A 26,239-nucleotide genomic window follows, 5' to 3' on the forward strand; every position below is an offset into this window, starting at 1 on the left:
TATGTCCGCACAACTGACCCCCGCATTAAGCGCTGCCGGCGCCGCCGAAATCGACTTGCTCGACCAGATTGTCGAGCAGAGCAAGGTGGCCAAGTCCAGCGTCGAACACGCCCGCGCCAAGGATCTCATTTCCGAACTGGTCAGCCAGGTCATGGATGGCACGGTGGTGGTGTCGAACAACCTGGCCGCCACCATCGACGCCCGCGTGGCCGAACTGGACCAGCTCATTTCCGCGCAGCTCAGCGCCATCATGCACGCGCCCGAATTCCAGAAGCTGGAAAGCAGCTGGACGGGCCTGCATTACCTGGTGAAGAACACGGCCACCGGCACGAACCTGAAAATCAAGCTGATGAATGCGACCAAGCGCGAACTGGTCAAGGATTTCCAGAGCGCGCTGGAGTTCGACCAGTCGACCATGTTCAAGAAGGTCTACGAAGAGGAATTCGGCACCTTTGGCGGCGCGCCGTTCGGCACCTTGCTGGGCGACTTCGAATTCAGCCGCCAGCCGGAAGACATGTATTTCATCGAACAGATGTCGCATGTGGCCGCCGCCGCGCACGCGCCGTTCATCTCGTCCGCTTCGCCGGAACTGTTTGGCCTGGAAAGCTACAGCGACCTGGGCAAACCGCGCGATCTGGCCAAGGTATTCGACACGGTCGAGTATGCGAAGTGGAAATCCTTGCGCGAATCGGAAGACGCGCGCTACGTGGGCCTGACCCTGCCCCGCTTCCTGGGCCGGCTGCCGTTCAATCCGCTCGATGGCGCCACTGTCGACGGCTTCAATTTCGTCGAGGACGTGGACGGCACCGATCACCAGAAATACCTGTGGTGTAACGCCGCCTACGCTTTCGGCACCAAGCTGACGGCCGCCTTCGAGGATTACGGCTGGTGCGCGGCGATCCGCGGCGTGGAAGGGGGCGGCCTGGTGGAAGACTTGCCGACGCATACCTTCAAGACGGACGAGGGCGAAGTGGCGCTGAAATGCCCGACCGAGATCGCCATCACGGACCGCCGCGAAAAGGAATTGAGCGACCTGGGCTTCATCTCGCTCGTGCACTGCAAGAACACGGACTATGCCGCGTTTTTCGGCGCCCAGTCGGCGCAGAAGGCGAAAAAGTACAACACGGACGCCGCCAACGCGAACGCCGTGCTGTCGGCGCAGCTGCAATACATCTTTGCCGTCTCGCGCATCGCCCATTACATGAAGGCGATGATGCGCGACAAGATCGGCAGCTTTGCCGCCGCCTCCAACGTGGAAGATTTCCTCAACCGCTGGCTGACGCAGTACGTGCTGCTCGACGATAACGCCAGCCAGGAACAGAAAGCCCAGTTTCCGCTGCGCGAAGCTTCGGTGCAGGTGGCGGAAGTGCCGGGCCGGCCCGGCGTGTACCGCGCCGTGTCGTTTTTGCGTCCGCATTTCCAGCTGGACGAATTGTCCGTTTCACTCCGTTTGGTCGCGGAGCTTCCGCAGTCGACCAAATCGTAATGTATTTTTCTTTACACTATTGAAAGGAATAACATGGCAATCGACGTATACTTGCAGATTGATGGCATCAAGGGCGAATCCACGGATAACAGCCACAAGGATTGGATCGAATGCAAGTCGGTCCAGTGGCAAGTGCTGCAACCCAAATCGGCGACCGCCTCGACAGGCGGCGGCCATACCGCCGAACGTACCGAGCACAAGGATATCGTCATCGCCAAGATGGCCGACCTCGCCAGCCCCTTGCTGCTGCAAACTTGCTCGTCGGGCAAGACCATTCCGAAAGCCAAGCTCGAGTTCCTGCGCGCCGATGGCCAGGGCGAACGCATCAAGTACTTCGAAATCGAACTGGAGAACGTGATGATCAGCAGCGTGGCGCCATCGGTGGCCGCGGGCGACATTCTCGGCGAAGACCTGGCGCTCAAGTACTCGAAGGTCAAGTGGAAGTACACCCAGCAAAAAGTGGGCGGCGGTTCGGGCGGTAACACCTCTGGCGGCTGGGACCTGTCGGCCAACAAGACGGCTTGACCGTATCCGACCGCGTACGCCAGCGGCGCTGCCGCCGCTGGCTTTCCTGGCCGCCGGCCGCAGTGTCACGCCACCCATGAAACGGAAAGCCCATGAAAGGTTTTACGCCGGGCCTGTTCGACCGCCTGATGGATACGCCAGTGCACGGCGCCTCCAGCGGCACCGTCTCGCGCCTCTCGCTCGAGGATTTGAAAGACACCGTGGCGCGCGATCTCGAAGCGCTGCTCAACACGCGCGCCGTGCTGCCCGAGGCGCTGCTCAAACCCTTTCCCGAGTGCGGCAAGTCGATCATCACGTACGGCTTGAACGATTTCGCCGGGCTTAGCCTGTCGAGCACGGACGACCGCGCCCACATCTGCCAGTGCCTGGAAAAGGCCATCGCCCGCCACGAGCCGCGCTTGCGCCAGGTGCGCGCATCGCTGGAAATCGAGGAAGGCTCGATCAACCGCCTCAATTTCGCCATCAGTGCGCTGCTGGTGGTGCATGCGGCGCACGAACCGGTCAGCTTCGACGCCATCCTGCAGCCTTCCAGCCTGCATTACACGATCAGCAAGGGGCGCCGCGCCGCGTCCACGGGAGCCTGACCTTGGAAGACTTGCTGCCCTACTACGAGCGCGAACTGGGTTTCCTGCGCCGCTATTCGCGCGAGTTTTCCGAGCGCTACCCGAAGATCGCCGGCCGTCTGCTGATGGGCGGCGAGGTGTGCGAGGACCCGCACATCGAGCGCATGATCCAGTCGTTCGCGCTGCTCAATTCGCGCATCTCGAAGCGCATCGACGACGATTATCCCGAGTTTACCGAAGCGCTGTTCGAAGTGCTGTACCCGCATTACCTGCGGCCGTTTCCATCGTGCTCGATCGCGCGCATGGATAGCGGCGCCGCAGCGGCGCAACTGACGGCGCCTGCCGAAATCGCCCGCGGCACGGAGCTGACGACGCGTCCCGTGAAAGGCGTGGCCTGCACCTTCCGCACGGCCTACCCCGTGACGGTGGCGCCGCTGGCGCTCACGCATGCGGCGTTTTGCGCCATCATCGAGGCGCCGGAGCAGGTGCTGCTGCCGGCGAATGCCACCTCGGGCGTGCGCATCACCATCGAGTCGAGCGCCGCCCAGCTGGCGCTGGGCCAGCTGGGACTGGCCTCGCTGCGCGTGTTCATCGATGGCCAGCCCTCGTTTTGCGCGGCGCTGCGCGACGCCCTGTTCATGCGCACCGTGAAAGCCTACGCCGAGGCGGACGGCAGCGGCAGCTGGGTCCCGCTCGACGGCATTCCCGTGCGCAGCGCCGGCTTTGCCGAGGACGATGCGTTGATCCCGTTTTCCGCCCGCTCGCATCCGGCCTACCGGCTGCTGACCGAGTATTTCTGCTTTCCCGAGAAATTCAATTTCTTCGACATCGACCTCGGCGCACTGTGCGCCGCGCTGCCGGCCGGCTGCCGCCGCATCACCCTGCACCTGGCGCTGAGCGGCCTGCGCACCGATTCGAACACGGCGCGCCTGCTGGGGACGATGAACACGCACAACCTGCTGCTGGGCTGCACGCCGGTGGTCAACCTGTTCCGCCAGCGCGGCGAGCCTATCCGCCTCACGCACACGGCCGCCAGTTATCCCGTGCTGGCCGATGCGCGCCGCGCCTATGCATTCGAGGTGCAGTCCATCGACTCGGTCAAACTGGTACGGCAGACGCCGCAGGGCGAATCCGTGGTGGAATTCCGTCCGTTCTATTCGCTGCGCCATGGCGAGTCGCCGGCCAGGGATGGCCACTACTGGGTCATGCGGCGCGACGAGATCATCGCCGGCAAGAGTCCCGGCTATGAAACGCAGATTTCGATCGTCGACATCGATTTCGATCCGGCCGCCGTGGAAACGGACACGCTCAGCCTGGAGCTGAGCTGCACCAACCGCGACTTGCCGGCGCAGCTGACCTACGGCTTGCACGGCGGCGACCTGTTCCTCGAAGGCGGCTCCAGCGTGCGCAGTATCAGCCTGCTGCGCAAACCCAGCGAGTCGCACCGTTTCGAACGGGGGCGTGGCGCCCATTGGCGTCTGATTTCGCATCTGTCGCTGAATCACCTGTCGCTGGCCGGCAGCGGCCTGGAAGCGTTCCAGGAAATGCTGACCCTGTACGACTTGCCGCGCTCGGCCACTTCGCAGCGGCAAATCCGCGGCATCACCGCCATCGGCCACCAGGCCGTCAACGCCTGGCTGCCGGGCAATCCCTTTGCCTGCCTGGTGCGCGGCGTCGAAGTGCGGCTGACGATAGACGAAGAGGCCTTCGTCGGTAGCGGCATCCACGCCTTTGCGCACGTGATCGAGTGCTTCCTGGGCTTGTATGTGCATGCGAACAGCTTCACGCAGCTGGTGGTGCAGGCCAAAAAATCAGGAGAGGAGTTGTGGCGATGCAAACCACGCAGCGGCGATTCGAGCCTAGTGTAATCGAGCGCCTGTTTGCCCAGCCCTGCCGCTTCCAGTACTTCCAGGCGGTGCGCATGCTGGAGCTGTGGCTCAGGCGCAATGGTTTGCCGCACGACGATGCGGTGGCCAGTTTCCTGCGCTTCCAGAATTCCATCTCGCTCGACTTCGCTCCCAGCCAGCTTGAAGCGCTGGCGCCCGAACCGCGCGAATTGGCCACGGATGCCAGCGCCCTGGGTGCGGCGCTGCGTGGCGGGCAGCTGAAATACGTGCGCGTCACGCCGGCTTTCATGGGTTTTCTCGGCGTCGCCGGCGCGCTGCCGCTGCACTATACGGAACGCATCGCCACGCACCAGCTGTATGAAAAGGACGAGGGGCCGCGCGCCTTCCTCGACACGTTTTCGAATCGTGCGCTGGCCCTGTTCTATGAAGCGTGGCGCAAGTACCGGCTCGAGCTCAAATACCAGCTCGACGGCAAGGACCAGTTCCTGCCGCTGCTGCTGTCGCTGGCGGGGCTGGGCAATGCCTCGCTGCGCCAGCGCCTGGCCGGGGACGGCGCCGGCGTGCTTGACGAATCGGTGGTTTTTTTCGCCGCCGCCATGCGCCACCGGCCGCCGTCCGCCGTGCTGATCGGCCAGGTGCTGTCCGAGTATTTCGGGCAGCGCATCGCCGTCAGCCAGTTTGTCGGCTGCTGGTACGACGTGCCGCGCGAGCAGCAAAGCACGCTGGGCGGCAGCAACGCCCTGCTGGGCGCCACCGCCATGGTCGGCGCGCGCGTCTGGCAGCGCGACCTGCGCCTGCGGCTGACCATCGGTCCGCTGGCCCGCTGCCACTTCGACGCGTTCCTGCCGGGCGGCGCGGCCGCCCTCGCGCTCGAGAGGATGCTCGCCATGTTCACCGGCTTGACCCTGGAATACGAAGTGCAGCTGGTGCTGCGCGCCGCCGACGTGCAGGGCATTGCGCTGGCAGTGCCGCGCAGCGGCGGGCGGCTGGGCTGGGACAGTTTTCTGATCACCGGCGGCGAGGCACGCGACCGCGCCGATGTCCGCTATGAACTGCATGCGCTGGCTTGAGCGCGCCACTTCACCGATTTCGCCAACCATCACCCGACAAGGACCGCCGCCCCATGAGCATCAACCTGAAAACATTGATCAGCAAGTTGAACGACACCTGCCGCACGGCCGCCACGCGCGCGGCCAGCCTTTGTGTCGGCCTGGGGCAGTACGAAGTCGACCTCGAGCACGTCTTCCTCGCGTTGCTGGAGCAGCCGCGCAGCGATTTCGTGCTGATTGCCTGCAGGAGCGGCGTCAGCGTGAGCATGCTGGAAGCGGATTTGCGCGCCGAAGTGGCGCGCCTGCAGACGGGCAACACGCGCACGCCCGTGTTTTCCGTGCGCCTGCCGAAGCTGTTCGAGCATGCCTGGCTGATCGCTTCGCTCGATTTGCGGGCCGGGCGGCAGGTGAGCATCCGCAGCGGCCACCTTCTGCAGGCGCTGCTGACCGAGCCGGAACTGGCACAGCTGGCCTACCGGGGCTCGGCGCTGTTCCACGAATTCAAGCTCGACGAGATCAAGCACGGGCTCGACAAGCTGACCGAGGGCTCGCAGGAAGGCGGCGTGGCGGCTACAGGGCAGGAGGAAGCGAGCGATGCCGGCGGCGATCCCGTGGGGGAATTGGCCGGCGCGGCGGCAGCGTCGAAAACGCCGGCACTGGACCAGTTCACCGTCAACCTGACGGCGCGCGCGCGCGCCGGCAAGGTCGATCCCGTGATCGGGCGCGACATGGAAATCCGCCAGGCGATCGACATCCTGATGCGGCGGCGCCAGAACAATCCCATCCTGACTGGCGAGGCCGGGGTCGGCAAGACGGCCGTGGTCGAGGGCCTGGCCTTGCGCATCGTGCAGGGCGACGTGCCCGACATCCTGCAGGGCGTGGAGATCCACACGCTGGACATGGGCCTGCTGCAGGCCGGCGCCAGCGTCAAGGGCGAGTTCGAAAACCGCCTGAAAAACGTCATCGCCGAAGTGGGCAGGAGCGCGCACGCCATCATCCTCTTCATCGACGAGGCGCATACGATGATAGGCGCCGGCGGCAGCGCCGGCCAGAACGATGCGGCCAACCTGCTGAAACCGGCGCTGGCGCGCGGCGAGCTGCGCACCATCGCCGCCACCACTTGGGGCGAGTACAAAAAATATTTTGAAAAGGATGCCGCGCTGGCGCGCCGCTTCCAGGTCGTCAAGATCGAGGAACCGAGCGAAGAGCTGGCGTGCGCCATGTTGCGCGGCATGGCTCCGCTGATGGAGCAGTATTTCAAGGTGCGCATCTTCGACGAGGCGATTACCGAGGCCGTGCGCCTGTCGCACCGCTACATCGCGGGCCGCCAGCTGCCGGACAAGGCCATCAGCGTGCTCGATACGGCCTGCGCCAGGGTGGCGCTGGGGCAGAGCGCCACGCCGGCCCTGCTCGACAGCGTGGCGCGCCGGCGCGAGCGCATCGATGCGGAAGCATCGGCCCTGGCGCGCGAGGAGAGCGGCGGCGCGCGCCATGGCGCGCGGCTGCAGCGGCTCGATGCCGAACGCGGCGCCGCCACGCAGGAGCACGCGCAGCTGGCCGCGCGCTGGGACAGCGAAAAGACGCTGTCGGAACAGATCCAGGCGATCCGCCGGCAGCTCGAGGACGGCACGCCGGCCGACGCGGGCCAGGGGCGCGAGCTGCTGGCGCTGCAGGCCGAACTGGCGTCGCTGCAGGGCGAGACGCCGCTGGTGCCGGTGCAGGTTGACGGTCACGTGGTGGCGGAAATCGTCGCCGGCTGGACCGGCATCCCGCTGGGCAAGATGGTCAAGGATGAACTCAAGACCGTGCTGCGGCTGAAGGACTTGCTGCAGGAGCGCGTGCTGGGCCAGCCCCACGCGATCGAGGCGGTGGCGCAGCGCGTTCGCACGGCGCGCGCCAACCTGGACGACCCCGACAAGCCGAAGGGCGTGTTCCTGTTCGTCGGCCCGTCCGGCATCGGCAAGACGGAAACGGCGCTGGCGCTGGCCGACGTGCTGTACGGCGGCGAACGCAAGCTCATTTCCATCAACATGAGCGAATACCAGGAAGCCCACAGCGTGTCGGGGCTGAAGGGTTCGCCGCCCGGCTATGTCGGCTATGGCGAAGGCGGCGTGCTGACCGAGGCCGTGCGCCGCAATCCGTACAGCGTGCTGCTGCTCGACGAGGTGGAAAAGGCGCATCCCGATGTCATGGAGTTGTTCTTCCAGGTCTTCGACAAGGGCGTGATGGACGATGCCGAGGGACGCGAGATCGATTTTAAAAATACCATCATCATCCTGACCTCGAACGTGGCGTCGGCCACCATGATGCAGGCGTGCCTGAACTTGCCGCAAGAGCAGCTGCCGACGCCGGAGCAGCTCGAGCTGGCCATCCGTCCGCAACTGCTGAAGGTCTTCAAGCCCGCTTTCCTGGGGCGCCTGAAGGTGATTCCCTATTATCCGATCGGCGACGACGTGCTGGCCCGTATCATCGGCTTGAAGCTGGGCCGCATCGCCGCCCGCATCGCCGCCAATCACCAGGCCGAGTTTATCTACGACGAGGCGCTGGTCGAGGCGGTGCTGGCGCGCTGCACCGAAGTCGATTCGGGCGCGCGCAATGTCGACAATATCCTCAATGGCAGCCTGCTGCCGGAGATCGCCGAAGCCGTGCTGGCGCGCATGGCGGAAGGGCAGGGCATCAGCCGTATCAAGGCCAGCGCCGGCAAGCAGGGGCAGTTCCGGTATACGATCAAATAGGCGCCAAACCGGTTCAGTGGCCGCTGCCGGGCGCGATGCCCAGCAGCTCCTCGATGTGGGCCAGCGAGGCGCCATCCTTGACCACGCCGCGCAGCCATTCGTGCAGGTTCTGCTCGCCCGCGTTGGCGGCCTTGTCGGCGAAGTACGAGACGGGACTGTGCGGCTCCGTCTGACGGAAGTACTGCGCCACCTGGCGCAGCTGCGCCAGCGCCTGGGCGCGGCTGTGCAGCTCGCCTGGCGCCGCCGGCGGCAGCGCCAGCACGGCGGCCCCCGCCGCCTGGCCGCCAGCGGGCACCGGCGCGGCCGCGACGCTGGCGGCAGGGCTGGCCGCGGCCGGCAGGGCCAGCTGCATCGTTTGCAGCGCTTCGCGCGCCATGGAAAAGCCCGGACTGTCCTTGCCCAGGCGGCTATCGGCGGCCTGTTCCAGCTCGGCCAGCGCGTCCAGGCAGAACTGGGCGTCGGCCGCAAAAGCGGCGCGGAATTGCGACGACGTGCCGCGCCGCGCCGCCTCCATGTCCACCAGCCTGGTGCCGTTGACACCGTCCTGGTTGCTGGCGGCCCGCTTGCGCGCCGTCTCGAAGTCGATCGTCGACCAGCCGCCCGACTGCTTGTCCGTCAGCGCCATGGCGCGCACGAGCGACGGCGTGCGCGCCAGGATCCAGCCCAGGTTGCCGATGCGCTGCTCGTGGTCGTCTCCGTCGGGCTGCGGGTACAGGCCCAGGTCCCAGTACTGGCGCAGCAGCCCCGCCAGCAGCCGATAGCCTTCGCCCAGCCCGCGCAAATGGTCTTGCCTGGCGCTGGCTTCGGCCAGCCAGGCGGCGAGCCGCAAGTCCTTGCTCTTTTCCCCCAGCAGGGCGGCGCAGCGCTGCAGCACGAAGGCCCAGTCGGCTTCCTTCAGGTCGGTGACCCACTCGCCCTGGTCGAGCGTGGGGTCGTCGAACTTGCGCGCCTGGCCGATGGCGTCGAAGTCGGTGGAGAAGGACAGGTCGACGCCGCATGGCTGTTCGGCGCTGATGGGAAGCAGGAGCTGGTCGGCTGAAATCATGTGTGTTCTCGGCAGTGGGCGGATGGTTTGCTCGGTATGGTGCGGTCTTACTGGACCATGCGAAATTCGATGCGGCGGTTGCGCGCGCGGCCGTCGGCGCTGTCATTGCTGGCGATGGGACGGTCCGGGCCCTGCCCGGAAGCGCTGAGCAGGTCGCCGTCGATGCCCTTGCCGGCCAGGTAGATCTTGACCGCCTCGGCGCGCGCCTGGCTCAGGTTCTGGTTGCTGGCGCGCAGTCCCAGGTTGTCGGTGTGGCCGATGATGTCGACCTTGCGGCCCGCCAGCTTGTGCAGCGCCGCGCTCATTTCGTCGAGGATGGCGCGGCCCGACGGCGTCAGCGTCGTCTTGCCGCTCTCGAATTCGATGGTGCGGTTGGCCAGCGCGCCGTCGAGGATGTTCTGCTCGGAGGCGGACACGCGCAAGCCGTTGTTGACGGTGTACGTGGGATTGAGGCTGGTGGCGAAGTCGCTGGCGATCTTTTGCCGCTGCGCCTCGTTGGCCACTTCGCCGCGCACGCTGACCACGCTGCCTTCGATCTTCAGCTGGCCGCGGCGGATCTGCTTGAGGTCCGCCGTCAGCAGCTTTTGCACATAGGCGTTCCAGTTTGCCGGCTGCGCGACCTGGCCGACGGCGATCTGGTCGACCACCTTGTCGGCGCCATACAGTTCGCGCAGGCGCAGCAGCACCGCCGCCTTGGCCGCTTCGTCCGGTACCGTGCCGCTGGCCAGTACCTGGCCCGGTTGCGGCGTGGCGGCCGCCGGTACCGAGACAGCGGCCACCGGCGCGGCGGCGTTTTGCGCATTGGCGCCGGCCAGCGCGCATGCGAGGCCGAGAAGGATGGCAAGGCGGATGTGCATGATCAGCTCCCGATGAAGGCCGCACGGAACGTGTCGTGCGCCGATTTGAGTGACAGGTTGGCCTGCGCGAGGTAGCTCGAGGCTTTCTTGATGGCGTAGTCGCTGTCGGCCTGTTCCTCGACCCAGGCCAGGTCGTCGAAGGCGATGTGGTGCTCCAGCGCCGCCTGCGGTTCCATGATGGCGTGCAGGGTCTGCGCGGAGGCGCCGCAAAAACCCAGCACCAGCGCATGGCGGCCGCGGATGCGGGTGATGAACAGCGCCAGTTCGAAGTCGGCGCGCGCCAGGAATGGGGCGATCAGGTGCATCCAGAAGGCCGCCACCAGGTTGCGGTACAGCGGGTCGGCCGGCAGCGGCAGTTCCAGGCTTTTTTCCAGCCGGCTGGAGCTGCTGGCCATGACGGGCTGCAGCAGCATGCCCAGGGCCAGCAGCACCTGGCGCACGGAACCGCCAAAACCCGTGGGCGCCAGCAGGGCGTCGAGCGCGCCCACCGTCTGCAGGCCGAGGAAGTCGTCGAAGGCGGCCTCGTAGGCGCTTCCGCGCAAGTCCAGTTCGATGCTGGCGCCCGCGGCGGCCGCCGGCAGCGCGGCGCCGGCAGCCGCGCCGCACATCTCGGCGCTCATGGCATCGAGGCGGTTCCACAGGCGCGACAGCACCAGCGGACTGGTCGGCACGAAGCCGGCCGGCTGCGCCACTTCCATGGCGCCCATCATCAGGAAGGGAAAGCGGCGCGACGAGGCATCGCTGCTGGCGGCGATATGCCCGGCGATGGCGCGGCCACGGCGCGGGCCGATGAAGGCGAAATGCAGCGGCGGCAGCGCATCGTAGGTGAGCTTCCAGCGCGCATCGGCCGTCATCAGTTCCATGGCGTTGGCCAGCCAGTCGTCGAGTATCTTCAGCAGGGCCGGGTTGTCGCCGTGCTTGATGAAGTCGCCGCGGCTGGGAATCTTGCCGAAATAGCCGATCTGGGTAGCGGTAGGGCGGCTCATGGCGTATTCCCGGCGATGGCGGTGGCCGTTTCCGGCGCGCCGATGGCCACCGATTCCGGCAGTTTCAGGCCACGGAAACCCTGGTTCCCGGCGGAGGCGGGCGCCGGTGCGGCAGCGGCCACGATCTTCAGGTTGGCCGTCACGGTGACGCCGCTGTTTTCCCAGCTCAGTTCAAATACGCCGCCCTCCTTGCGCGTGCGCTTGGCCGAGTCGATCATCTTCTTCAGGCCGAAATGCCCCGGTTCGTTCAGCAGCACCACCGTGCGCCCTTCCGGCGTGATGGCGCTGATGCGCGAGCCTGGCACGCCCTGCGGGTTGGGCCAGACCATGTGCACCCAGGGCTGCGGCTGGCCGCGCCAGCGCAGCGCCTGGCCATCGATCTCGATCGTATATTCGGTGGCGCCGGGCGCGCTCAGCGCCTGCAGGTCGAAGCGCGTCTGCGCTTCGGCGGCGCCGGCCGCCGTGGCCACGCCGTTGGCGCTGAGCGGCGCGACCCAGCCGGGCAGGCTGGCCACCACCGGCGGCGCCAGGGTGATGCCCATCGCGGCCCAGGTCCTGGCGCTGATGGCGTCGCCGCGCCGCACGACCAGCGGGCCGATGGTGGTGTTGAAGAACTTGGCGATGGCGCCTTCGGGGCCGAATACCTGGCCGATGTCCGCATTGCTCGCCTCGATGCGCGAGTCGGGCGCGAACGGATATTTCGGCGCCAGGGTTTTCTGGAACGGTTCGAGGACCTGGGCCAGCCATACCTTGTTGATCTCCGTCTCGGTGGGCTTGACGATGACGGCGAAGGTCTGCATCAGCGGTCGCACCAGCAGCGGGCGGATGGCCTGCTTTTGCGGATCGCTCATGCCGGTCAGCATCTGCTCGTCCACGTATTTCAGCGCGTCGGCCAGTTCCGAACCGTTGCCGTCGAGCGTCTGCTGCATCAGCTGCTTGGCGCCGGGACCCGTGTCGCCCTGGTTCTTGATCTGGTTGAAGCGCACGCGCAGCTTCGACAGTGCCGCCAGGTAGCCGCGCATGGGCGACGCTTCCTTGTCGCGCGCCACCACCAGGCGCGCCACGCCGGAAAACTCGCGGCCGACAGGGCCCATCGGCATGGCGCCGCCGGTCTGGCCCGTCACTGTGGCGGCGGGCTTCTGGCGCAGCACCGTTTCGCGGAACCAGTCCATCACCCCGCGCTGGGCCCGCTGCAAGCCCTGGCCCAGCAGGGAAGGGTTGTCCCACGAGGTTTCCTGGTACACCGTCTCGATCAGCTTGTTGAGGGGCGAGGCTTGCGGATCGCCGAGGCGGTTCATCGCCTGCGCCGCATTGTCGAAACCGTTCAATTCGCGGATGCTGACGCCCTGGATGAATTTCTGCCACTCCCTGGCGTAATCGGTCTTGTACAGTTCCACCAGCGCCTTCTGGATCTGTTCCGGGCTGCCTTCCAGGGTCAGGTCATCCTTCGACGCCGTCTTGAGCACCCAGTCGGCGCTTTGCAGTTCGCGGTTGGCCGCTTCCTGGAACGCCTGCTGGATGTATTTTTCCCAGGCGTCGCGCGTGAATGTGCCGGGGATGGCGTAACTGCCCAGCACCAGTTCCTTGTCCTGCTCGCCAACGATGCGCGCCACCGTCATCGACGGGAAGCGCGTGGCGGCGCGCGCCTTCACGTCCGCATACACGCGGTCGCGCGCCGGCATGCCGCGTACCACGCGGCGCAGGCTGTCGCGCGACTGGTCGGCCAGCGCCCGCTGGTTCTCGATCTGCGGCCAGGACGGGTCGTCGATCTGCGTCAGGTAGAACGAGATCAGGCGTTCGGCGCTGCGGATCATCTGTTCGCGCGGCATGTTGCCCCGGTTGGCGTCGAGCCAGCCGCGCCAGTAGCGGGTCAGCTGGTCGTTCAAATGACCCGCCTCTGCGCGCGACTTGTCGCCCAGCATCAAGTAGGTTTTCAGGGCATTGTAGGCATCTTCCACGTTCGTCGGCGCGGCATCCTTGAAGGGCTGGCTTGTCGCACTGACTGGCGGACTGGCTGTGGTCGCGGCCGTCGTGCCGGCTGGCACTGCCGCCAGCGGCTGCAGCCGGTCGGCGCCCGCGTTCACTTCCGCGAGGAACGACTCCAGCGACTGCGCCACCGGCGCGAGCATGACTTCCTTGAGGCCGGAAAAATACTCCTCGCGCAATTTGCGCTCCAGCAAATCGCCCTGGTACAGGCCCAGGCTGAGCGCCAGCGGCCGCTTGCTGCGGTACGCTTCCAGCTGCTCGATGCGGTCCTGCAGGATTTCCAGGGCCTGGAAGCGCGACTGCAGGTCCAGGCGCTTGTCCTGCACCTTGATGGCCTGCTCCAGGTCGGCCTGGACATTGGCCGCCAGCTGGCGGTTGGCCAGGTAGGACCAGCTCCAGCCGCCCAGCGCCAGGCCGGCCAGCGCGATGGCGGTGAAAAACGTGGCATAGCGCAAGCGCGTCTTGCGCGGGCTGGCGTATTGCGCCACCAGTTCCCGGTCGGCGAAGATCACCTTGCGGAACAGGTTCAGCAGGAAGTAGCCGTGCTGGTCCTGGGCCTGGACGGCCTGGTGTTCCTGCGGCTGCGGCTTGAGGTCGAAGCGCTGCGCCACCCGTTCCGACGAGGCGGAGACGGAAGCGCCTTCCTGCAGCGCGCTGGTGAAATAGAAACCGCGGAAGACGGGCTTGAACTGGAACGGGTTTTCCTCGAACAGCGTGGCGATGAAGGCGCGCAGCGGCCCCTTCACGGAACTGAATTCCAGCGGGAAGGTGAACACGCCGGGCGGCATGCGCTCGCGTCCCAGCAGCGACATATTGGCCAGGCTGAGGTCCTTCAGGCCATCGTACAGTTCGTCGAAGCGCTGGTCGAACTGTTCCAGCACGTCCTGCTTCGAGTTGTTGACGCCGTAGGGCAGGGTGGCGCCCCAGACCTTGTCGCGTTCGGCGCGCTCGGCATCCTGGAAAAATTCGCTGAAGCCGGTGATCAGGTCAGCCTTGGTGAATACCACGTACACGGGCGCATGGACTTCCAGCTTCTCCGTCAGTTCCTGCACGCGCTGGCGCAGGTTCTTGGCCAGTTCGATGGCGAATTCAGGCTTGCTGCCGGTCAGCTCGGCAATGCTGACGGCGATGATGATGCCGTTGATCGGCGCGCGCTTGCGGTGTTTTTTCAGCAGGGCGAGGAAACTGAACCACTCGGCGCGGTCTTCATCGTTGATGGCGTAGCGTCCGGCCGTGTCGAGCAGGATGCCGTCGGTGGTGAAAAACCAGTCGCAGTTGCGGGTGCCGCCCATGCCTTGCACGATCTTGCTGTCGACAAAAGGAAACTGCAGGCCCGAATTGGCGATCGCCGTGCTCTTGCCGGCGGCGGGATTGCCGATGATCATATACCAGGGCAGTTCGTACAGCGCCGCATCGCCCGACAGCTGGCCCAGCCGCGATGTCTTGATGGTATTGATCGCTTCCAGCATGCGCTTGCGGATGGCTTCCGTTTCCTCGCGCTGCACCGGGCCGGCCTTGGGCGCCGCACCGGCCGCCTGCTGCTCGAGCATGCTGTTGAAGCTGGCGCCCTCGCGCCGGCGCCGGCGGCGGCGCAGCCACCACACGATGGCGCCCAGCAGCGCCGCCGCAGCCAGCAAAGGCGCCAGCCGGGTGGTCGGCCAGTCGAAAATGACGGCGCAGGCGAACAGCAGCAGGACGGCGGCCGCGATGCCGAGGATGAGCAGGCTGGTGCGTGAGGTCAGGGAGTGCCAGAATCGTTGCATCATAATTTTATAGTGTGCAAACCGTTAATGTGCGTGGAGGGGACGTCGCCGTATCAGGTGGAGCCGTGACTGCTTTGCGCGGGCGGACCAATGACGAGGGCGCCGCGCTGGAGTGGATCGAGGTTGCTGAGACATAAGATTTGCGCGTCATCGTCGGCCGCGGCTTGCCGCGCCATGGCCAGTGCGGCCAGTGTCGTGACGGCGCCGCACTGGCCGCATGCGGCGCCGACGCCCAGCACCTGCTCGCCCAGGTCCAGCTGGGGCAAGAGGGCGCCGGCGCATTGCATCAGTTCGAGCATGCGGGGCGCGCGCTGGTCGGTATCGGCGCTGACCAGCGCGATGCCTGCCGCCGCATCGTCGCCTGCCGCGGCCAGCGCCTGCCGGCCCAGGTCCGCCAGCAGGCTCTTGTCCGCTTCGCCGCGCCGGCTGGCGCCTTGCGGCAGTTCGCCCGTGGCGGCGCGGTGCAGCAGCACTGGCGCCGGCTCGCCCAGCGGCGCCGTTGCGCCTGGACCGGCCAGCAGCAGGCCGGCCGCGCCTTCGCCGGGGATCTGCCCGTTCGCCTGAGCGGCGCTGAACAGCTGGCCCTGGCTTGCCAGTGCATGCACGCGCAGTTCGCCTATCCAGGAGTCGCAGGCCAGCACGATGGACAGGCCGGGCGGCTGCGGTGGCGCGTCTCCGGCAAGCGCATTCAACAGCGCAAACGGCGCCGGTTGCCCGGTGCTTGGCTCGGCGGCCGGCAGCAATTTCTGCACCGGCCAGCCCTGCTCGCGCGCCAGGTGGCGCAGCCAGGCGTCGCCGGCCTGGCGCTGGGCGACGCTCCACAAGGCCGGCATCAGCAGGTGCAGCCGCAGCATGGGCAGCGCGCTGGCCAGCGAGGCCGGTGCGCCTGCCGACAGTGCATGCTGCAGGGCTTCGTCCAGCAGTTCGGCCAGCACCTGGGCGCCCAGGGCCAGCGCGCGCAGGTCTTCCGGATTGAAGGGGAACGGTTCGCTGGCCAGGCCGGCCTGCGGATGTTCGCGCAGCCAGGCGGCCAGCAATGGCTGCTGCGTCTCTTCGTCGATGCCGTCCACCCTGCCGCACAGCAGCGGATAGCCGTCTTCATCGAGGAGCTGCCCGTCGAGCGCGGGGCGGGCTTGCCGGGAGCGCATGGCGGCCAGCAATTGCGCCGGCGTGGCGCCGCCCGGCATGCGCACGGTGGCGGCCACGATATGCAGCGGCGCCGGCGTCGCGGGCGGGGCCGCCGCCTCGGCCTGGAGTGGGGCGGCAAGACCCGGCGCCGCGGCCAGCGCGGGTCCGGCCAGCAGTTTGGCCAGCAGCTTTTTACCCAGCCACAGCATCAACAGCAGGGCCAGCGGCAGCGCCAGCATGGCGCCGGCCAGCTCGCCCGGCGCAGGCATGCGCGTGCTGTCGCGCCAATACGCGATGGCGCCCGTCCAGCATAGCGCAAAGACGGACACGCTCAGCAGGCAGCGCCGCAGCCAGGGGCGCATCAGCGGGCTGCTCCGCATACGGGCAGGGCCGTCATGCCTGGTCTGTGGTGGCTTGCTGGCTGGCGATCAGCAGCGCGCCGCAGCTGGTCTTGTCGCCGTGGCGTGCCACCGGCTTGCCATCGACGATGAGGCTGGGGTCGCCGCTGACGATGGGGCAGACGCCATGGCCGGGCAGGGGACACGCTACCTTGTCGCCGACCCGCGCCATGCCGATGCCGCCGCTGTCGCTCACCGCCGATGCTTCCAGCACGGTGCCGCCATGCGATGTCTTGTCGCCTAATCTGATTACGGGACCGGCCATACGCGCTCCTCTCAGTGTTTTTTCATTACGCCGGGCAGGCGCAGCTCGGTATGCCCGAAATCCATCATTTTCCAGCGTCCGCCCCACGTCATGCCGACCGATTCGGCCACTTCGCCATACAGCTGGTAGCCGCGCATGGCCCACGGGTCCTTCTCGGAAATGATCAGCTTGCCATTGCGCAGGAAGGCGCAGTCGGCCGCCAGGCCGTACTGGTGCCAGCTTTGAAAGGCGGCCGCGTTGCTGACGTTGGGCCCCATGCCCGCCAACATGGTTTGCCGCTCGGGGCTGCGGTAGCCTTCCAGCAGCGCCATCTCGTAGCCATGTTTTTCCTTCATGATCTTGAACACCAGCAGCAGGCGCTGCGCGTATTCCCCATTCAGCAAGGTCCAGTTGCGGCTGGCCGATACCAGCAGCGGGCGCTCCTGGCGCACTTCTTCCGTGGCAAACACCAGCGGCGGCAGGTCAACGGGGGGCACCAGCTGCTCGCCCTGCAGCAGGCTGGCCACCTGCGTATTCATTTCACGCGTCGATACATCATAGGCGCCCAGCATGGATTTGCTGTCGGCCATCAGGGCCAGCAGGGTCGGCAGGCTGAGCGCGGCCACGCCCGCGAGACACAGCAGGTAATGACGGCGCAGCAGGCCGGCAGTGCGAGCCAGCAGCGTGGCGATGCGCTGTCCCAGGCTGGCCATCCCCGTCTGCCGGCGCCTGGCCACGCGCTGCAGGCAGGCGGCGAGGCGCTGCTCCGCGCCATCGACGGCGTGCAGCACGAAATCGCGCCCGGCCGGGAACAGGATCAGCCAGCTGATCAGGCATGCCAGGATGAAATACAGCGCTACCGCGAGTAGGAACACGCTAACCTCAATCAAAAATGTTTGGCTGCGGAACGGTGCTGTCCATCGGGCGGAAACAGGGAAGCGATGGATATTGCCTGGAAGTATATCTTACAAAACTGATAATTAAGGCGGGCGTTTTTCAATTGTGCGGGGGTGCGCACTGTTGATTTTATGGCACGCGTCATGATTTTGTTGAATAGCGTAAAGTCTTGCAAATATTACAGGAGCGCACATTTTGCGAACTCATGACGATAGCCCCCGGCTCCCGGCCCGGCCCAGCCTGTTGACGCAGGCGCAACAGGCGGAGGCCGACCGTAACCGCATCCTGACCACGCTCGAGGGTGGCAATACCGGCTCGTCCGCCAGGAGCCGGCGTGGCAGGCTGTCCCTGCGCGCGGGCATGGGCGCGGCGGCCGCGCTGCTGCTGTTGGTGGCCGCTGGCGTCTGGCTGGGGCAGCGCGGAGAACGGGCTGGAGACGACGATGGGCTGGCGGCGCCGTTTTCCCTGCCCATCGCCAGCGCCGTGGAAGCGCCGCCGGCCGCCGCCAGCATCCATGACGAGGCGCCGTCCGGCGCCGCCGTACCGCAGCAGAGCCTGAGCGACATGCTCGATGCCGGCGCGGCCGCCACTGCCGCCACTGCCGCTGCCCGGAACGCGAGTGCCGCGCACCCCGGCGATGTGTTGAGCAAGGCGCTGGAAACGCCATCGCCACCGGCCGCTGCGGTGAAACAGACAGCCAGGGCGGCTCGCCCCGCAGCCAAAAAAACGCCGGCGAAAGTGCCTACGGCAACGCCCGCCCGCCGCGCGGAAGACAGCGATATCGCTTTGCTGTCGGCCCTGCTGGCCCATGCGCAGGCCGCGCCGGCGCCAAAGAAAACCGCTGCGGGCCTACGGGCCCAGTTGCGGCAATGCGCGGCGCTCAAGCGCGACGCCGCCGTGGCGTGCCACGCGCGCGCCTGCCAGGGCCATGGCGACAACGCGCAATGCCAGGCCGGGCAAGCTGACGCGAAAGGCGGGAAATGAGTGCCGCAAGCGCCGATCAGGTCAACGCCTCCCTGGCTGGTTTCAGCAGCGTGACGCGGCTGTACGAGCTGTCGCTGGACGGCGGCGAGGGCGGGACGGCACAGTGGCTGGTGGAAGCGTTTGCCGCCGACGAGCAGTTGCAGGCGGTGGGCGTGCGCGACATCATCGTGTTGTCCACGGATGCCAACGTGGCGCTGGCGCCGCTGCTGGGCAAGCCGGCCGCGCTGCACGCCAGCCTGGCCGACGGCAGCCGTGCCGTCTTCAGCGGCTATATCAGCGAAGCGGCGATGCTGGGCAGCGACGGCGGACTGGCCCGTTTCCGGCTGCGCCTGACGCCGTGGCTATGGTTGTTGAGCCAGGTGCGCAACAGTCGCGTCTGGCAAGACAAGAGCGTGATAGAGATCGTCGACAGCGTGTTCCAGGCCTACGCGCCGCAAGCCGACTGGCGCTGGAGCGGCGACACGGGGCCGTTCATGGCCGAGGCGCAGCCGCGCAGCTATTGCTGCCAGTACCGCGAGTCGGACCTGGCCTTCGTCACGCGCCTGTTGAGCGAAGAAGGTCTGGCCTGGCGTTTTGAGGAACACGATGGCGGACATTGCCTGGTACTGTTCGCCGATAGCAGCGCCTTGAGCGCGGTGCCGGAAGACGCCAGCAGTGCGCAAGGAGGCGGCATCCGATTTCATGGCGCGCGGGTCATGGAACAGGCCGACTCCATCCAGGCGCTCGGCCGGGCACGCGCCTTGTGCACGGCAGTGGCGACAGTGCTCAGCTACGACTACAAGGCCAAGAAAGCCGTCAGCGCCAGCGTGCCGACGCGGCTGGCGCCGGGCGGGAAAAACGCGCCCGCGCTGGAAAGCTATGATGCGCCTGGCCAGTATTTCTATGCCGATGCGGCCCAGGCCGAACGCTATGCCTTGCTGCAGATGCAGGCGATCGAAGCGCGCGGCGAACGCTGGCACGCCCGTTCGACCGTGCGCACCTTGCGTGCCGGCACCCGCTTTACCTTGACGCAGGGACCGTTGCAGCAGGACGGTGCCGAGGCGCCGGCGCTGGTCGTGCTGCGCGTGTGCAGCGTAGGCGTGAATAACTTGCCGGCGCCCGTCAGACAGGGCCTGGCTGAACTGTTCGGCCCGATCCCGGAACTGTTGCAGGAAACCTTGCAAACGGCGTTCGCCGGCCTGGCTTCGCCGTCGATGGGCGTGGCGCCTCTCGCACAGGTGATCGCGCAGGCCGTCGAGAGCGGCTATGCCAATCATCTTGACGCCATCGCGGCCGACACGCCATGGCGGCCGCTGCAAGATACGGACGATATACGCCACCACCCGAAGCCGACGGCCTGCGGCAGCCAGAGCGCCATCGTCGTCGGCGCCGACGGCAGCGCCAGCGGCGGCAGCGAAATCCATTGCGACAAGCTGGGCCGGGTGCGCATCCGTTTCCACTGGCAACTTGATGGCAGCGCCACCTGCTGGGTGCGCGTGGCGCAGCGTGCTGCCGGCGGCGGCATGGGCAGCCAGTTCCTGCCGCGCATCGGCCAGGAAGTGCTGGTGCAATTCCTGGAAAACGATATTGACCGGCCCATCATCGTTGGCGCCCTGTACAACGGGCAGGGCGAGGGCGGCATCGCCCCCACGCCGGGCGGCGTCACGGACAAACCCGCGGACGCCAGCGTATTCGAACCGGCGCGCGACCATGCGCCATCGGCGCAGGGCAACGTGGCGGGCGGCAACAGTCCGCTCTGGCATGGCGCGGCCGGCGGCAGCGCCGGCCACCGTAACGGCGCCGCGCAATGGGGTATCCGCAGCAAGGAATTCGGCGCCGCCGGCTCCGGCTCTGGTTATAACCAGCTGCTGTTCGACGATACCGACCAGCAGGGGCGCATCGAGCTCAAGAGCAGCCATGCGGCAAGCGCGCTCGGTCTTGGCCACCTGATCCATGCGGCCGACAATTACCGGGGCAGCCTGCGCGGCCTGGGCGCCGAACTGCGCACCGACGATTACGGCGCCGTGCGGGCCGGTGCCGGGCTCTTGATTTCCAGCTACCTCGTGAACCACGACGCGCAGGCGCGCGATCCGGCCGGCGACAATGCGCCGGGCATGGTCTTGCTCAAGCAGGCGGCCAAGCTGGGTGAAACCTTCAGCGCCGCCGCCGTCACGCACAAGACGGTCGCGTATGCCAGCCACCTGGGCCCGGCCAAGGCGAACACCAGCGTGCTGGACGAAAAGGCGGCGCCCCTGCAAGCCTTCCTCACCACCGCCTCCGGCATGCTGAGCCAGGACAGCACCGCCGCCGCGCGGCGCGACGCGGCGGGCAAGCCGACCAGCCCCGGCGACGACAAGCTGCCGCACAGCAGCGACGCCATCATCGCCATCGCCGCCCGCGCCGGCCTGGGCGTGCTGGCCAGCCAGGACATCCAGCTGGCGAATGGAGAAACGGCTTCCCTGATGAGCGGCCAGGACACCCAGTTCGTCGGCGGCGGCCAGCTGCGCGTGCACAGCGGCCAGGCCATTGGCGCGCTGGCCGGCGTCGTCAAGGCGGGCGAGAACAATACCGGCCTGCAGCTGATCGCCGCCAAACAGTCCATCGAGTTCGAGGCGCAGGCAGACGTGCTCAACGTGCAGGCGCGCGAGGAAGTCAATATCGTCAGCGCCGCCGCGCACATCGACTGGGCGGCGGCCAAAAGCATCCGCCTGTCGACGGCGGGCGGGGCGAACATCACGATCGAGGGCGGCAACATCACCGTGCAATGTCCGGGCAAGATCACGGTGCATGCCGGCAAGAAGAGTTTTATCGGTCCGGAAAGCATGGCGTATGCGATGCCCGGTTTGCCCAGCAGTATCTGCGTGGAGTGCCTGAAGAAGTCATTGATGGCCGGCTCCGCCTTTACCATGGCAGGATAGACGATGCTGATCGCCCCTTATGCCGACGGCTGGCAGGCACATCTCGACACCTTGGCGCGCGAGGCCACGCAAGGGCAGGCACGGCTGTATCTCTTGCTCGACGGCGCTTTCCTGCCGGGACTGCACCGGAAGCTGGCAGCACTGTCGCCTTCGCTGCTGTTCGAGGCGCTGCCCGGGTGCACGGATGCCACGCGCGATGTGTCGCCGCTGCTGCTGGCTTACTCCGCCGCTTTCTCCGCCCCCCCGGAGGCGCCGTGGCTGGCGCGCTGCAGCGGCTGGCCCATGCTGAGCGCCATCGCCACGCGCGAAAGCCTGGCGGAACTGGCTTCGCGGCTGGCCGCCTGGTGCATCGTCGAAGCCGATGGACAGCGCTTCAATTTTCGCTTTCCCGATACGCGCCGGCTGCCCGCCATCCATGCCGCGCTGACACGGGAACAGCAGGCCCAGCTGGCGGGACCTGCCGTCAGCTGGTCGTACATCGCCCGCGACGGCCATTGGCGGCAATTGCCCGTGCTGCGGCAGGACAGCGCCCATGCCGAACGCCCGGTGGTGCTGAGCGAACAGCAGTTTGCCAGCCTGGTCAGTGACAGCGAAACCGATGAAATACTCGCCGTGCTCTACGAGCGCGGCCATGACCACAGCCAGGACCGCCATGGCGCCTACCTTCTCGTGGCGCAAGCGTTGGCCGCTATCGAGGACGAGCCGCTCGATACCTATGACAAGGCAGACTGGTGCGAGCGCTGGCTGAGGCGTGGCGCATCGGCCGAAGCCGTGCCGTACCAGCAAGCCAGCCTGCAAGAGCAGGGGGAAGCACGATGAGCGCTCGAGCACCGGCCAGCAGGGGCTTGCGCGCGTTGACAATGGGCGTGCTGTTGCTGCCCATGCTCAGCGCCTGCGCTGACAAGGACGTGCCCGTCAGCATACACGGCGTCAATTACAGCGGCGAGGTCTTCAGTTACGTCATTGTTGATCCAAAGAACGAGGCGAACAGGGGCGGCGGCGAGCTGATCGACCCGTACGCCGCCGGCGGCACTCTGTGCTGCTACGACTTGCCCCGGCGCTGGCGTCCCGGCATCCAGGTGCGGGTCGACGCCACCCACTGGCTGCCCAGAAAGGCCGATGGCAGCTTGCCGGAAGTACAGCAGAAGCAGTTGCTCGAAGTACCCGCGTATGCCGATGGCAAGCCGGGCGAGCTGTGGGTGCTGCGCGACGCCGATGGGAAGCTGAGCCTCGTTACCAGCGATTACCAGCCCGACCACGCCAGCTGGCCGGGGAAAATCAAAGGGTGGCCGATGCCGTCGCTCGAGTATCAGCGCAAACGATGGGATATTTATATCGATGATGCGACGGGCGATATTACGTTGTGGGAAAAGCTGCTGGAACAGATGCGGCTGGCGCCGCTCAAGCATGCCAGGGAAGTATGGGAATCCGAACGCAAATCGGACCCGAAGGCGCTCGGCGAGTTTACGGGCCCCGGCGATGCGCGCTTTCATGCGTATTTGCGCGCGGACTATGCCCGTTTGCTGGCGGGGAGCCGAAGCAAATTGGAACAGTTAAAAAAGGAACGCCCATGAGTTTCAGATTGATTGAGCCCGTCCCGGCGGAGTTTTCCAAGGCTGCTGATTTCGCTACCTTTTTTTCTGACCTTGATGCGAGAAAAATACGCAAGACGACGGAGGCTATCGAGAAGTCTGCCGCCAGCCCTCCCTGCGCAACCTGCAAGACCAACCTGTTTTTTGGTTTTTTCTTTGACGGCACAAAAAATAACTATATTCAGGCTGATGCCACGAAGAATCACTCGAATGTCGCCCGGTTATATGACTGTTTTCCCGGCCTGAGCACGCCGACAGTACTGCCTGTTGTTACCGATTGGGAACACGAAAAGGAGGCGTATTCGCATTTCTTCAAGGTGTATATTCCTGGCGTGGCTTCGCCGTTCGAGCAGATCGGCGATAGCGGCAGCGGTTTGCAACTGACCCGGGGCGCCGCTGCCGGGTATGGCGGCGAAGGCCGTATTATGTGGGCGCTGCTGCAGGCAATTAATAATATACACCGCTATTTTCTGAAAAAGCCCCTGCTATCGCCCGACGAAACAAGGTCGATCCTGAATAGAATCGTGCTCGACAGGGCACGGCGGCGGCTGATGCAGCCACGCCGCCGGTTTGAAGCGGAAATGCCGAATGACGAGCAAAATGAAAAGACGCGTCTTGAATTTGAAAAAATACTCAAGCGCCTGCATGCGGCAATTGCCGTCCACATGCCCGACAAATACGGCAATGCCAGGCAAAAAGACCCGGCAACGGTAAAGAAAATATTCATCTCCATTTTTGGTTTTTCGCGCGGCGCCACGCAGGCGCGGGCTTTTCTCAACTGGCTCATGTCGATGTGTACGCTCGATGCCCGCATGTGCAAGAAAGAGGGCGTGATGACACTCGGCGGTTTCGAGGTGGCATTCAACTTCCTCGGCTTGTTTGATACGGTGGCGTCCGTCGGGCTGGGCAATACCTTGGGTAACAGCTTGATGGGCAAGATGTTCGATGGCCATGGCGGCTGGGCCGATACCGATGACAGCCTGCGTATCCCTCCGGGTATTCCATGCCTGCATCTGGTGGCAGCGCATGAATTGCGGCGCAGCTTTCCGCTTGACTCGATCTCCGTCAAACAGGTGCTGCCGCCCAATTGCGATGAAGTGGTCGTCCCTGGCGTGCACTCCGATCTCGGCTGTGGCTATATGCCCGGCGAACAGGGCCGTGGACTGGACAGCATGGGGGGCGACATGCTGTCGCGCATACCGCTGATCTATATGTACCGTGCGGCCAGGCTGGCAGGCGTGCCCCTGAAGCTGGAATTTGCCAATGACGTTGCCAAGGAGCGCTTCAAGGTCGCGCCGGAGACGATCACGGCATTGAACGCCTATCTGGCCACATGCAAGGTCAAGACGGGCACCTTGACGGCCATCATGCGTGAACAGGGCAAGAATCATATTTTATGGCACAGGTCGCGGCGGCTCACCAGCAAAACACCGCTGGAATCGACGGCCAGCTTTGGCCGTGCTTCCAATTTCGACAAGAACGATTTGCACAGCGCTAACCAGGAATTTGAGCAGGAAATCCAGGTGTTCGAAAAATGGATGGCAGAGAAAGGCAAGGGTTTCAAGCCGCAGGCACAGGAACCTGGTTTTGACAATGACCACGACAATGAATGGGAAGAGATCGCGACGTGGTGGAACAGTGCGCCGCCGCTTGGTGCGGAGACGCTCAATTTCTTTGACAATTATGTGCACGATTCGCGCGCGTGGTTCAAGCTGATTCCCGGTAATCCGGACAATGAAGGCGCTCTGATCGAGAAGCTGAAAGCCATGAATGCGAAGCGGAAAAGGGTGCAACAGTACAATATTCGCGAAGCAAAAGACCACGAAGAGCGGCAAAAGATGATGGCGCGCACCTATGGCATGAAGTCGACTACCGGTCTGCAACAATTTACGCCGATAAAAGATGGCCTCGACGATGCAGAGCGCAAGGCGGCGGAGGAGTTCGAACGCACGGGCAAGATCCCGCGCATGAAGACGGAAGGGCGCGAACCGTTCGATTCAAGCTGGGCCAGCTATGGCCTGTCCGGCAAGGCCGGGTATTTGCGCTACCGTAAGGTATACAGCGGCTATGACAGCGTGCTGATATCGAGCAATCGCCAGCCGACGGAAGAGGCCATTGCCTGACGGCGTCCGGCCCCCGATCATCATTGCATGCCTGCCGCCGCCCTGGCTTGCTTGTCGCACTCGCGCACCGTCGCTTTGCATGCGGAAAATGCTTCCAGATAGGTCACGGCAGTCTGCCTCGCTGCGACTTGTTCTGCCGCCTGCTGCGTGAGCTGCAACGGTGTCGTCGGGGGAAGTTTCTCCAGTTTTTTGCTGATGTCTTGCAGAGAATTCTTTTGACGCGCCAGTTCCGCTGCCAGCACGGCCTTGCGCGCGGCGGCGGGCAGGGCCGGATACAGACGGCCATTGCCGGCATTCACACCGCCATCCTCCGTCATCGACAACGACGCGTGCGAGGCGCGAAATTCCAGCGCCAGCTGGCCATCGGCTTGCACGATGACCAGCAGTTCCTCGGTGGCAGTGCCGGCCGGCAGCGGTCGCGTGCGCGTTTCCGGCTTGCCGTCCGGCAGCCAGCGGTACTCGATGTTGACCCGTACCGGCTTGTGCGGGGTGGCCGGCAGGTAGAAACAGCAATTGGCGGCGCTGCCCATATAAGGGTTCAGGGGATCGGTATCGACGGCATTGGCCGGATTGCCGGCATCGCTGACGCCGACCTGGATGGGGCGGGCGCTGTAGTTCAAGGTGCTGACCGCTATCTTTGCTTCACCGGCCCCGGGCCGGTAGTCATGCCGGCCGCGCTCGCCCCGTTCGGCATGGCCTGCCAGCAGCGGACGGCGCTGCATGGACTTGATACCGATGGCAAAGATATGGCTCAGGTAGCCCGTATCCGAGCGGCCATCGCGTGAGTAACTGTCGCCGGGTGTGCGGTACAGGTAGCCGATGTCTGCGATCGCCAGGGCACGCACCTTGCTGTCCTGGGTAAATAATGGTTCGGCCAGGTAGCGGTCCCCGGCGCCCATGACCTTGGCGGAGAGCACGCCTGCCCATGCCCGCTCGCCCGCGAAACGGGGAAAGACGTTGAATTCGCCATCGATGAAGGGTTCGATCTTCAGCACATCCTGTGTCATGCCCGTGACGGGATCGATGACGGAATAAATGCCGGGGAAAGGCGTGTCGGCGGCGAGCGACAGCGCGGGCGTGGCGAAGATGAGGCAGGCTGCGATCACGGCGGGTTTGCTGCGCATGCGAGCTCCA

At 65.7% G+C, this 26,239-nt stretch carries 19 protein-coding genes; 11 read left to right on the forward strand and 8 right to left on the reverse strand.

Translation table 11 applies throughout. From position 1 onward, the window contains the following. Position 1 precedes the first annotated feature (1 nt). From tssC to tssH, 6 genes are all read left to right on the forward strand, one after another. Positions 2 to 1,486, forward strand: a complete 1,485-nt coding sequence (tssC, locus tag ASN89_RS00315; RefSeq protein WP_058047867.1) for a type VI secretion system contractile sheath large subunit — start codon at positions 2 to 4, stop codon at positions 1,484 to 1,486. A gap of 33 nt (positions 1,487 to 1,519) precedes the next feature. After that, positions 1,520 to 2,011, forward strand: coding sequence for an Hcp family type VI secretion system effector (locus ASN89_RS00320; protein ID WP_035817450.1), 492 nt, complete (start codon positions 1,520 to 1,522; stop codon positions 2,009 to 2,011). A 92-nt stretch (positions 2,012 to 2,103) separates the two neighbouring features. Beyond that, complete coding sequence (gene tssE, locus ASN89_RS00325) at positions 2,104 to 2,595, forward strand: type VI secretion system baseplate subunit TssE (protein ID WP_058047868.1); 492 nt, start codon at positions 2,104 to 2,106, stop codon at positions 2,593 to 2,595. A 2-nt stretch (positions 2,596 to 2,597) separates the two neighbouring features. Next, a complete protein-coding gene (gene tssF, locus ASN89_RS00330) occupies positions 2,598 to 4,442 on the forward strand; it encodes a type VI secretion system baseplate subunit TssF (RefSeq protein ID WP_058047869.1) in 1,845 nt (614 codons plus the stop codon). Then, a complete protein-coding gene (gene tssG / locus ASN89_RS00335; protein WP_058047993.1) occupies positions 4,406 to 5,491 on the forward strand; it encodes a type VI secretion system baseplate subunit TssG in 1,086 nt (361 codons plus the stop codon). The genes tssF and tssG overlap by 37 nt, the downstream gene beginning before the upstream one ends. A gap of 53 nt (positions 5,492 to 5,544) precedes the next feature. After that, a complete protein-coding gene (gene tssH, locus ASN89_RS00340; protein ID WP_058047870.1) occupies positions 5,545 to 8,205 on the forward strand; it encodes a type VI secretion system ATPase TssH in 2,661 nt (886 codons plus the stop codon). Positions 8,206 to 8,218: 13 nt separating this feature from the next. On the opposite strand, the gene tssA is transcribed toward tssH, so the two are convergent. The 7 genes from tssA to ASN89_RS00375 are packed head-to-tail and all read right to left on the reverse strand — an operon-like array spanning position 8,219 to position 17,487. Further along, entirely contained in the window at positions 8,219 to 9,250 is a 1,032-nt protein-coding gene (gene tssA / locus ASN89_RS00345; RefSeq protein WP_058047871.1) for a type VI secretion system protein TssA, read from the reverse strand. A 47-nt stretch (positions 9,251 to 9,297) separates the two neighbouring features. After that, the gene (locus tag ASN89_RS00350; protein WP_058047872.1) at positions 9,298 to 10,107 is read right to left on the reverse strand and encodes an OmpA family protein; all 810 of its coding nucleotides are present in this window, start codon (positions 10,105 to 10,107) and stop codon (positions 9,298 to 9,300) included. Positions 10,108 to 10,109: 2 nt separating this feature from the next. After that, positions 10,110 to 11,093 carry a type VI secretion system-associated protein TagF gene (gene tagF / locus ASN89_RS00355; protein WP_058047873.1) on the reverse strand — a complete coding sequence of 328 codons (984 nt, stop codon included), beginning with the start codon at positions 11,091 to 11,093 and terminating at the stop codon, positions 10,110 to 10,112. Next, positions 11,090 to 14,842, reverse strand: coding sequence for a type VI secretion system membrane subunit TssM (tssM, locus tag ASN89_RS00360; protein WP_082654341.1), 3,753 nt, complete (start codon positions 14,840 to 14,842; stop codon positions 11,090 to 11,092). The genes tagF and tssM overlap by 4 nt, the downstream gene beginning before the upstream one ends. 53 nt (positions 14,843 to 14,895) lie before the next feature. Continuing rightward, the gene (locus ASN89_RS00365) at positions 14,896 to 16,332 is read right to left on the reverse strand and encodes a hypothetical protein (protein ID WP_152988389.1); all 1,437 of its coding nucleotides are present in this window, start codon (positions 16,330 to 16,332) and stop codon (positions 14,896 to 14,898) included. Between the two features lie 31 nt (positions 16,333 to 16,363). Continuing rightward, a complete protein-coding gene (locus ASN89_RS00370) occupies positions 16,364 to 16,633 on the reverse strand; it encodes a PAAR domain-containing protein (protein ID WP_058047875.1) in 270 nt (89 codons plus the stop codon). 11 nt (positions 16,634 to 16,644) lie between these two features. Continuing rightward, positions 16,645 to 17,487, reverse strand: coding sequence for a M15 family metallopeptidase (locus ASN89_RS00375; protein WP_058047876.1), 843 nt, complete (start codon positions 17,485 to 17,487; stop codon positions 16,645 to 16,647). Between the two features lie 217 nt (positions 17,488 to 17,704). On the opposite strand from ASN89_RS00375, the gene ASN89_RS00380 reads away from it, so the two are divergent. From ASN89_RS00380 to ASN89_RS00400, 5 genes are read left to right on the forward strand one after another with little or no spacing between them, the layout of a single operon-like run. After that, positions 17,705 to 18,493 (forward strand): hypothetical protein, encoded by a 789-nt coding sequence (locus ASN89_RS00380; protein WP_161911724.1) that lies wholly within the window; start codon positions 17,705 to 17,707, stop codon positions 18,491 to 18,493. Then, on the forward strand, positions 18,490 to 21,390 hold the full coding sequence (locus ASN89_RS00385) for a type VI secretion system Vgr family protein (protein WP_058047878.1): 2,901 nt from the start codon (positions 18,490 to 18,492) through the stop codon (positions 21,388 to 21,390). The genes ASN89_RS00380 and ASN89_RS00385 overlap by 4 nt, the downstream gene beginning before the upstream one ends. A gap of 3 nt (positions 21,391 to 21,393) precedes the next feature. Further along, positions 21,394 to 22,209, forward strand: a complete 816-nt coding sequence (locus ASN89_RS00390; RefSeq protein ID WP_058047879.1) for a DUF4123 domain-containing protein — start codon at positions 21,394 to 21,396, stop codon at positions 22,207 to 22,209. Beyond that, positions 22,206 to 22,964 (forward strand): DUF3304 domain-containing protein, encoded by a 759-nt coding sequence (locus tag ASN89_RS00395; RefSeq protein ID WP_082654326.1) that lies wholly within the window; start codon positions 22,206 to 22,208, stop codon positions 22,962 to 22,964. Before ASN89_RS00390 ends, ASN89_RS00395 begins: the two co-directional genes overlap by 4 nt. Beyond that, the gene (locus ASN89_RS00400; protein WP_058047881.1) at positions 22,961 to 25,105 is read left to right on the forward strand and encodes a T6SS phospholipase effector Tle1-like catalytic domain-containing protein; all 2,145 of its coding nucleotides are present in this window, start codon (positions 22,961 to 22,963) and stop codon (positions 25,103 to 25,105) included. The genes ASN89_RS00395 and ASN89_RS00400 overlap by 4 nt, the downstream gene beginning before the upstream one ends. 20 nt (positions 25,106 to 25,125) lie before the next feature. On the opposite strand, the gene ASN89_RS00405 is transcribed toward ASN89_RS00400, so the two are convergent. After that, positions 25,126 to 26,229 carry a hypothetical protein gene (locus tag ASN89_RS00405; protein WP_058047882.1) on the reverse strand — a complete coding sequence of 368 codons (1,104 nt, stop codon included), beginning with the start codon at positions 26,227 to 26,229 and terminating at the stop codon, positions 25,126 to 25,128. Positions 26,230 to 26,239: the final 10 nt, after the last annotated feature.

The organism is Janthinobacterium sp. Ant5-2-1 (assembly GCF_001445815.1).
GTDB lineage: Bacteria > Pseudomonadota > Gammaproteobacteria > Burkholderiales > Burkholderiaceae_D > Janthinobacterium > Janthinobacterium lividum_E.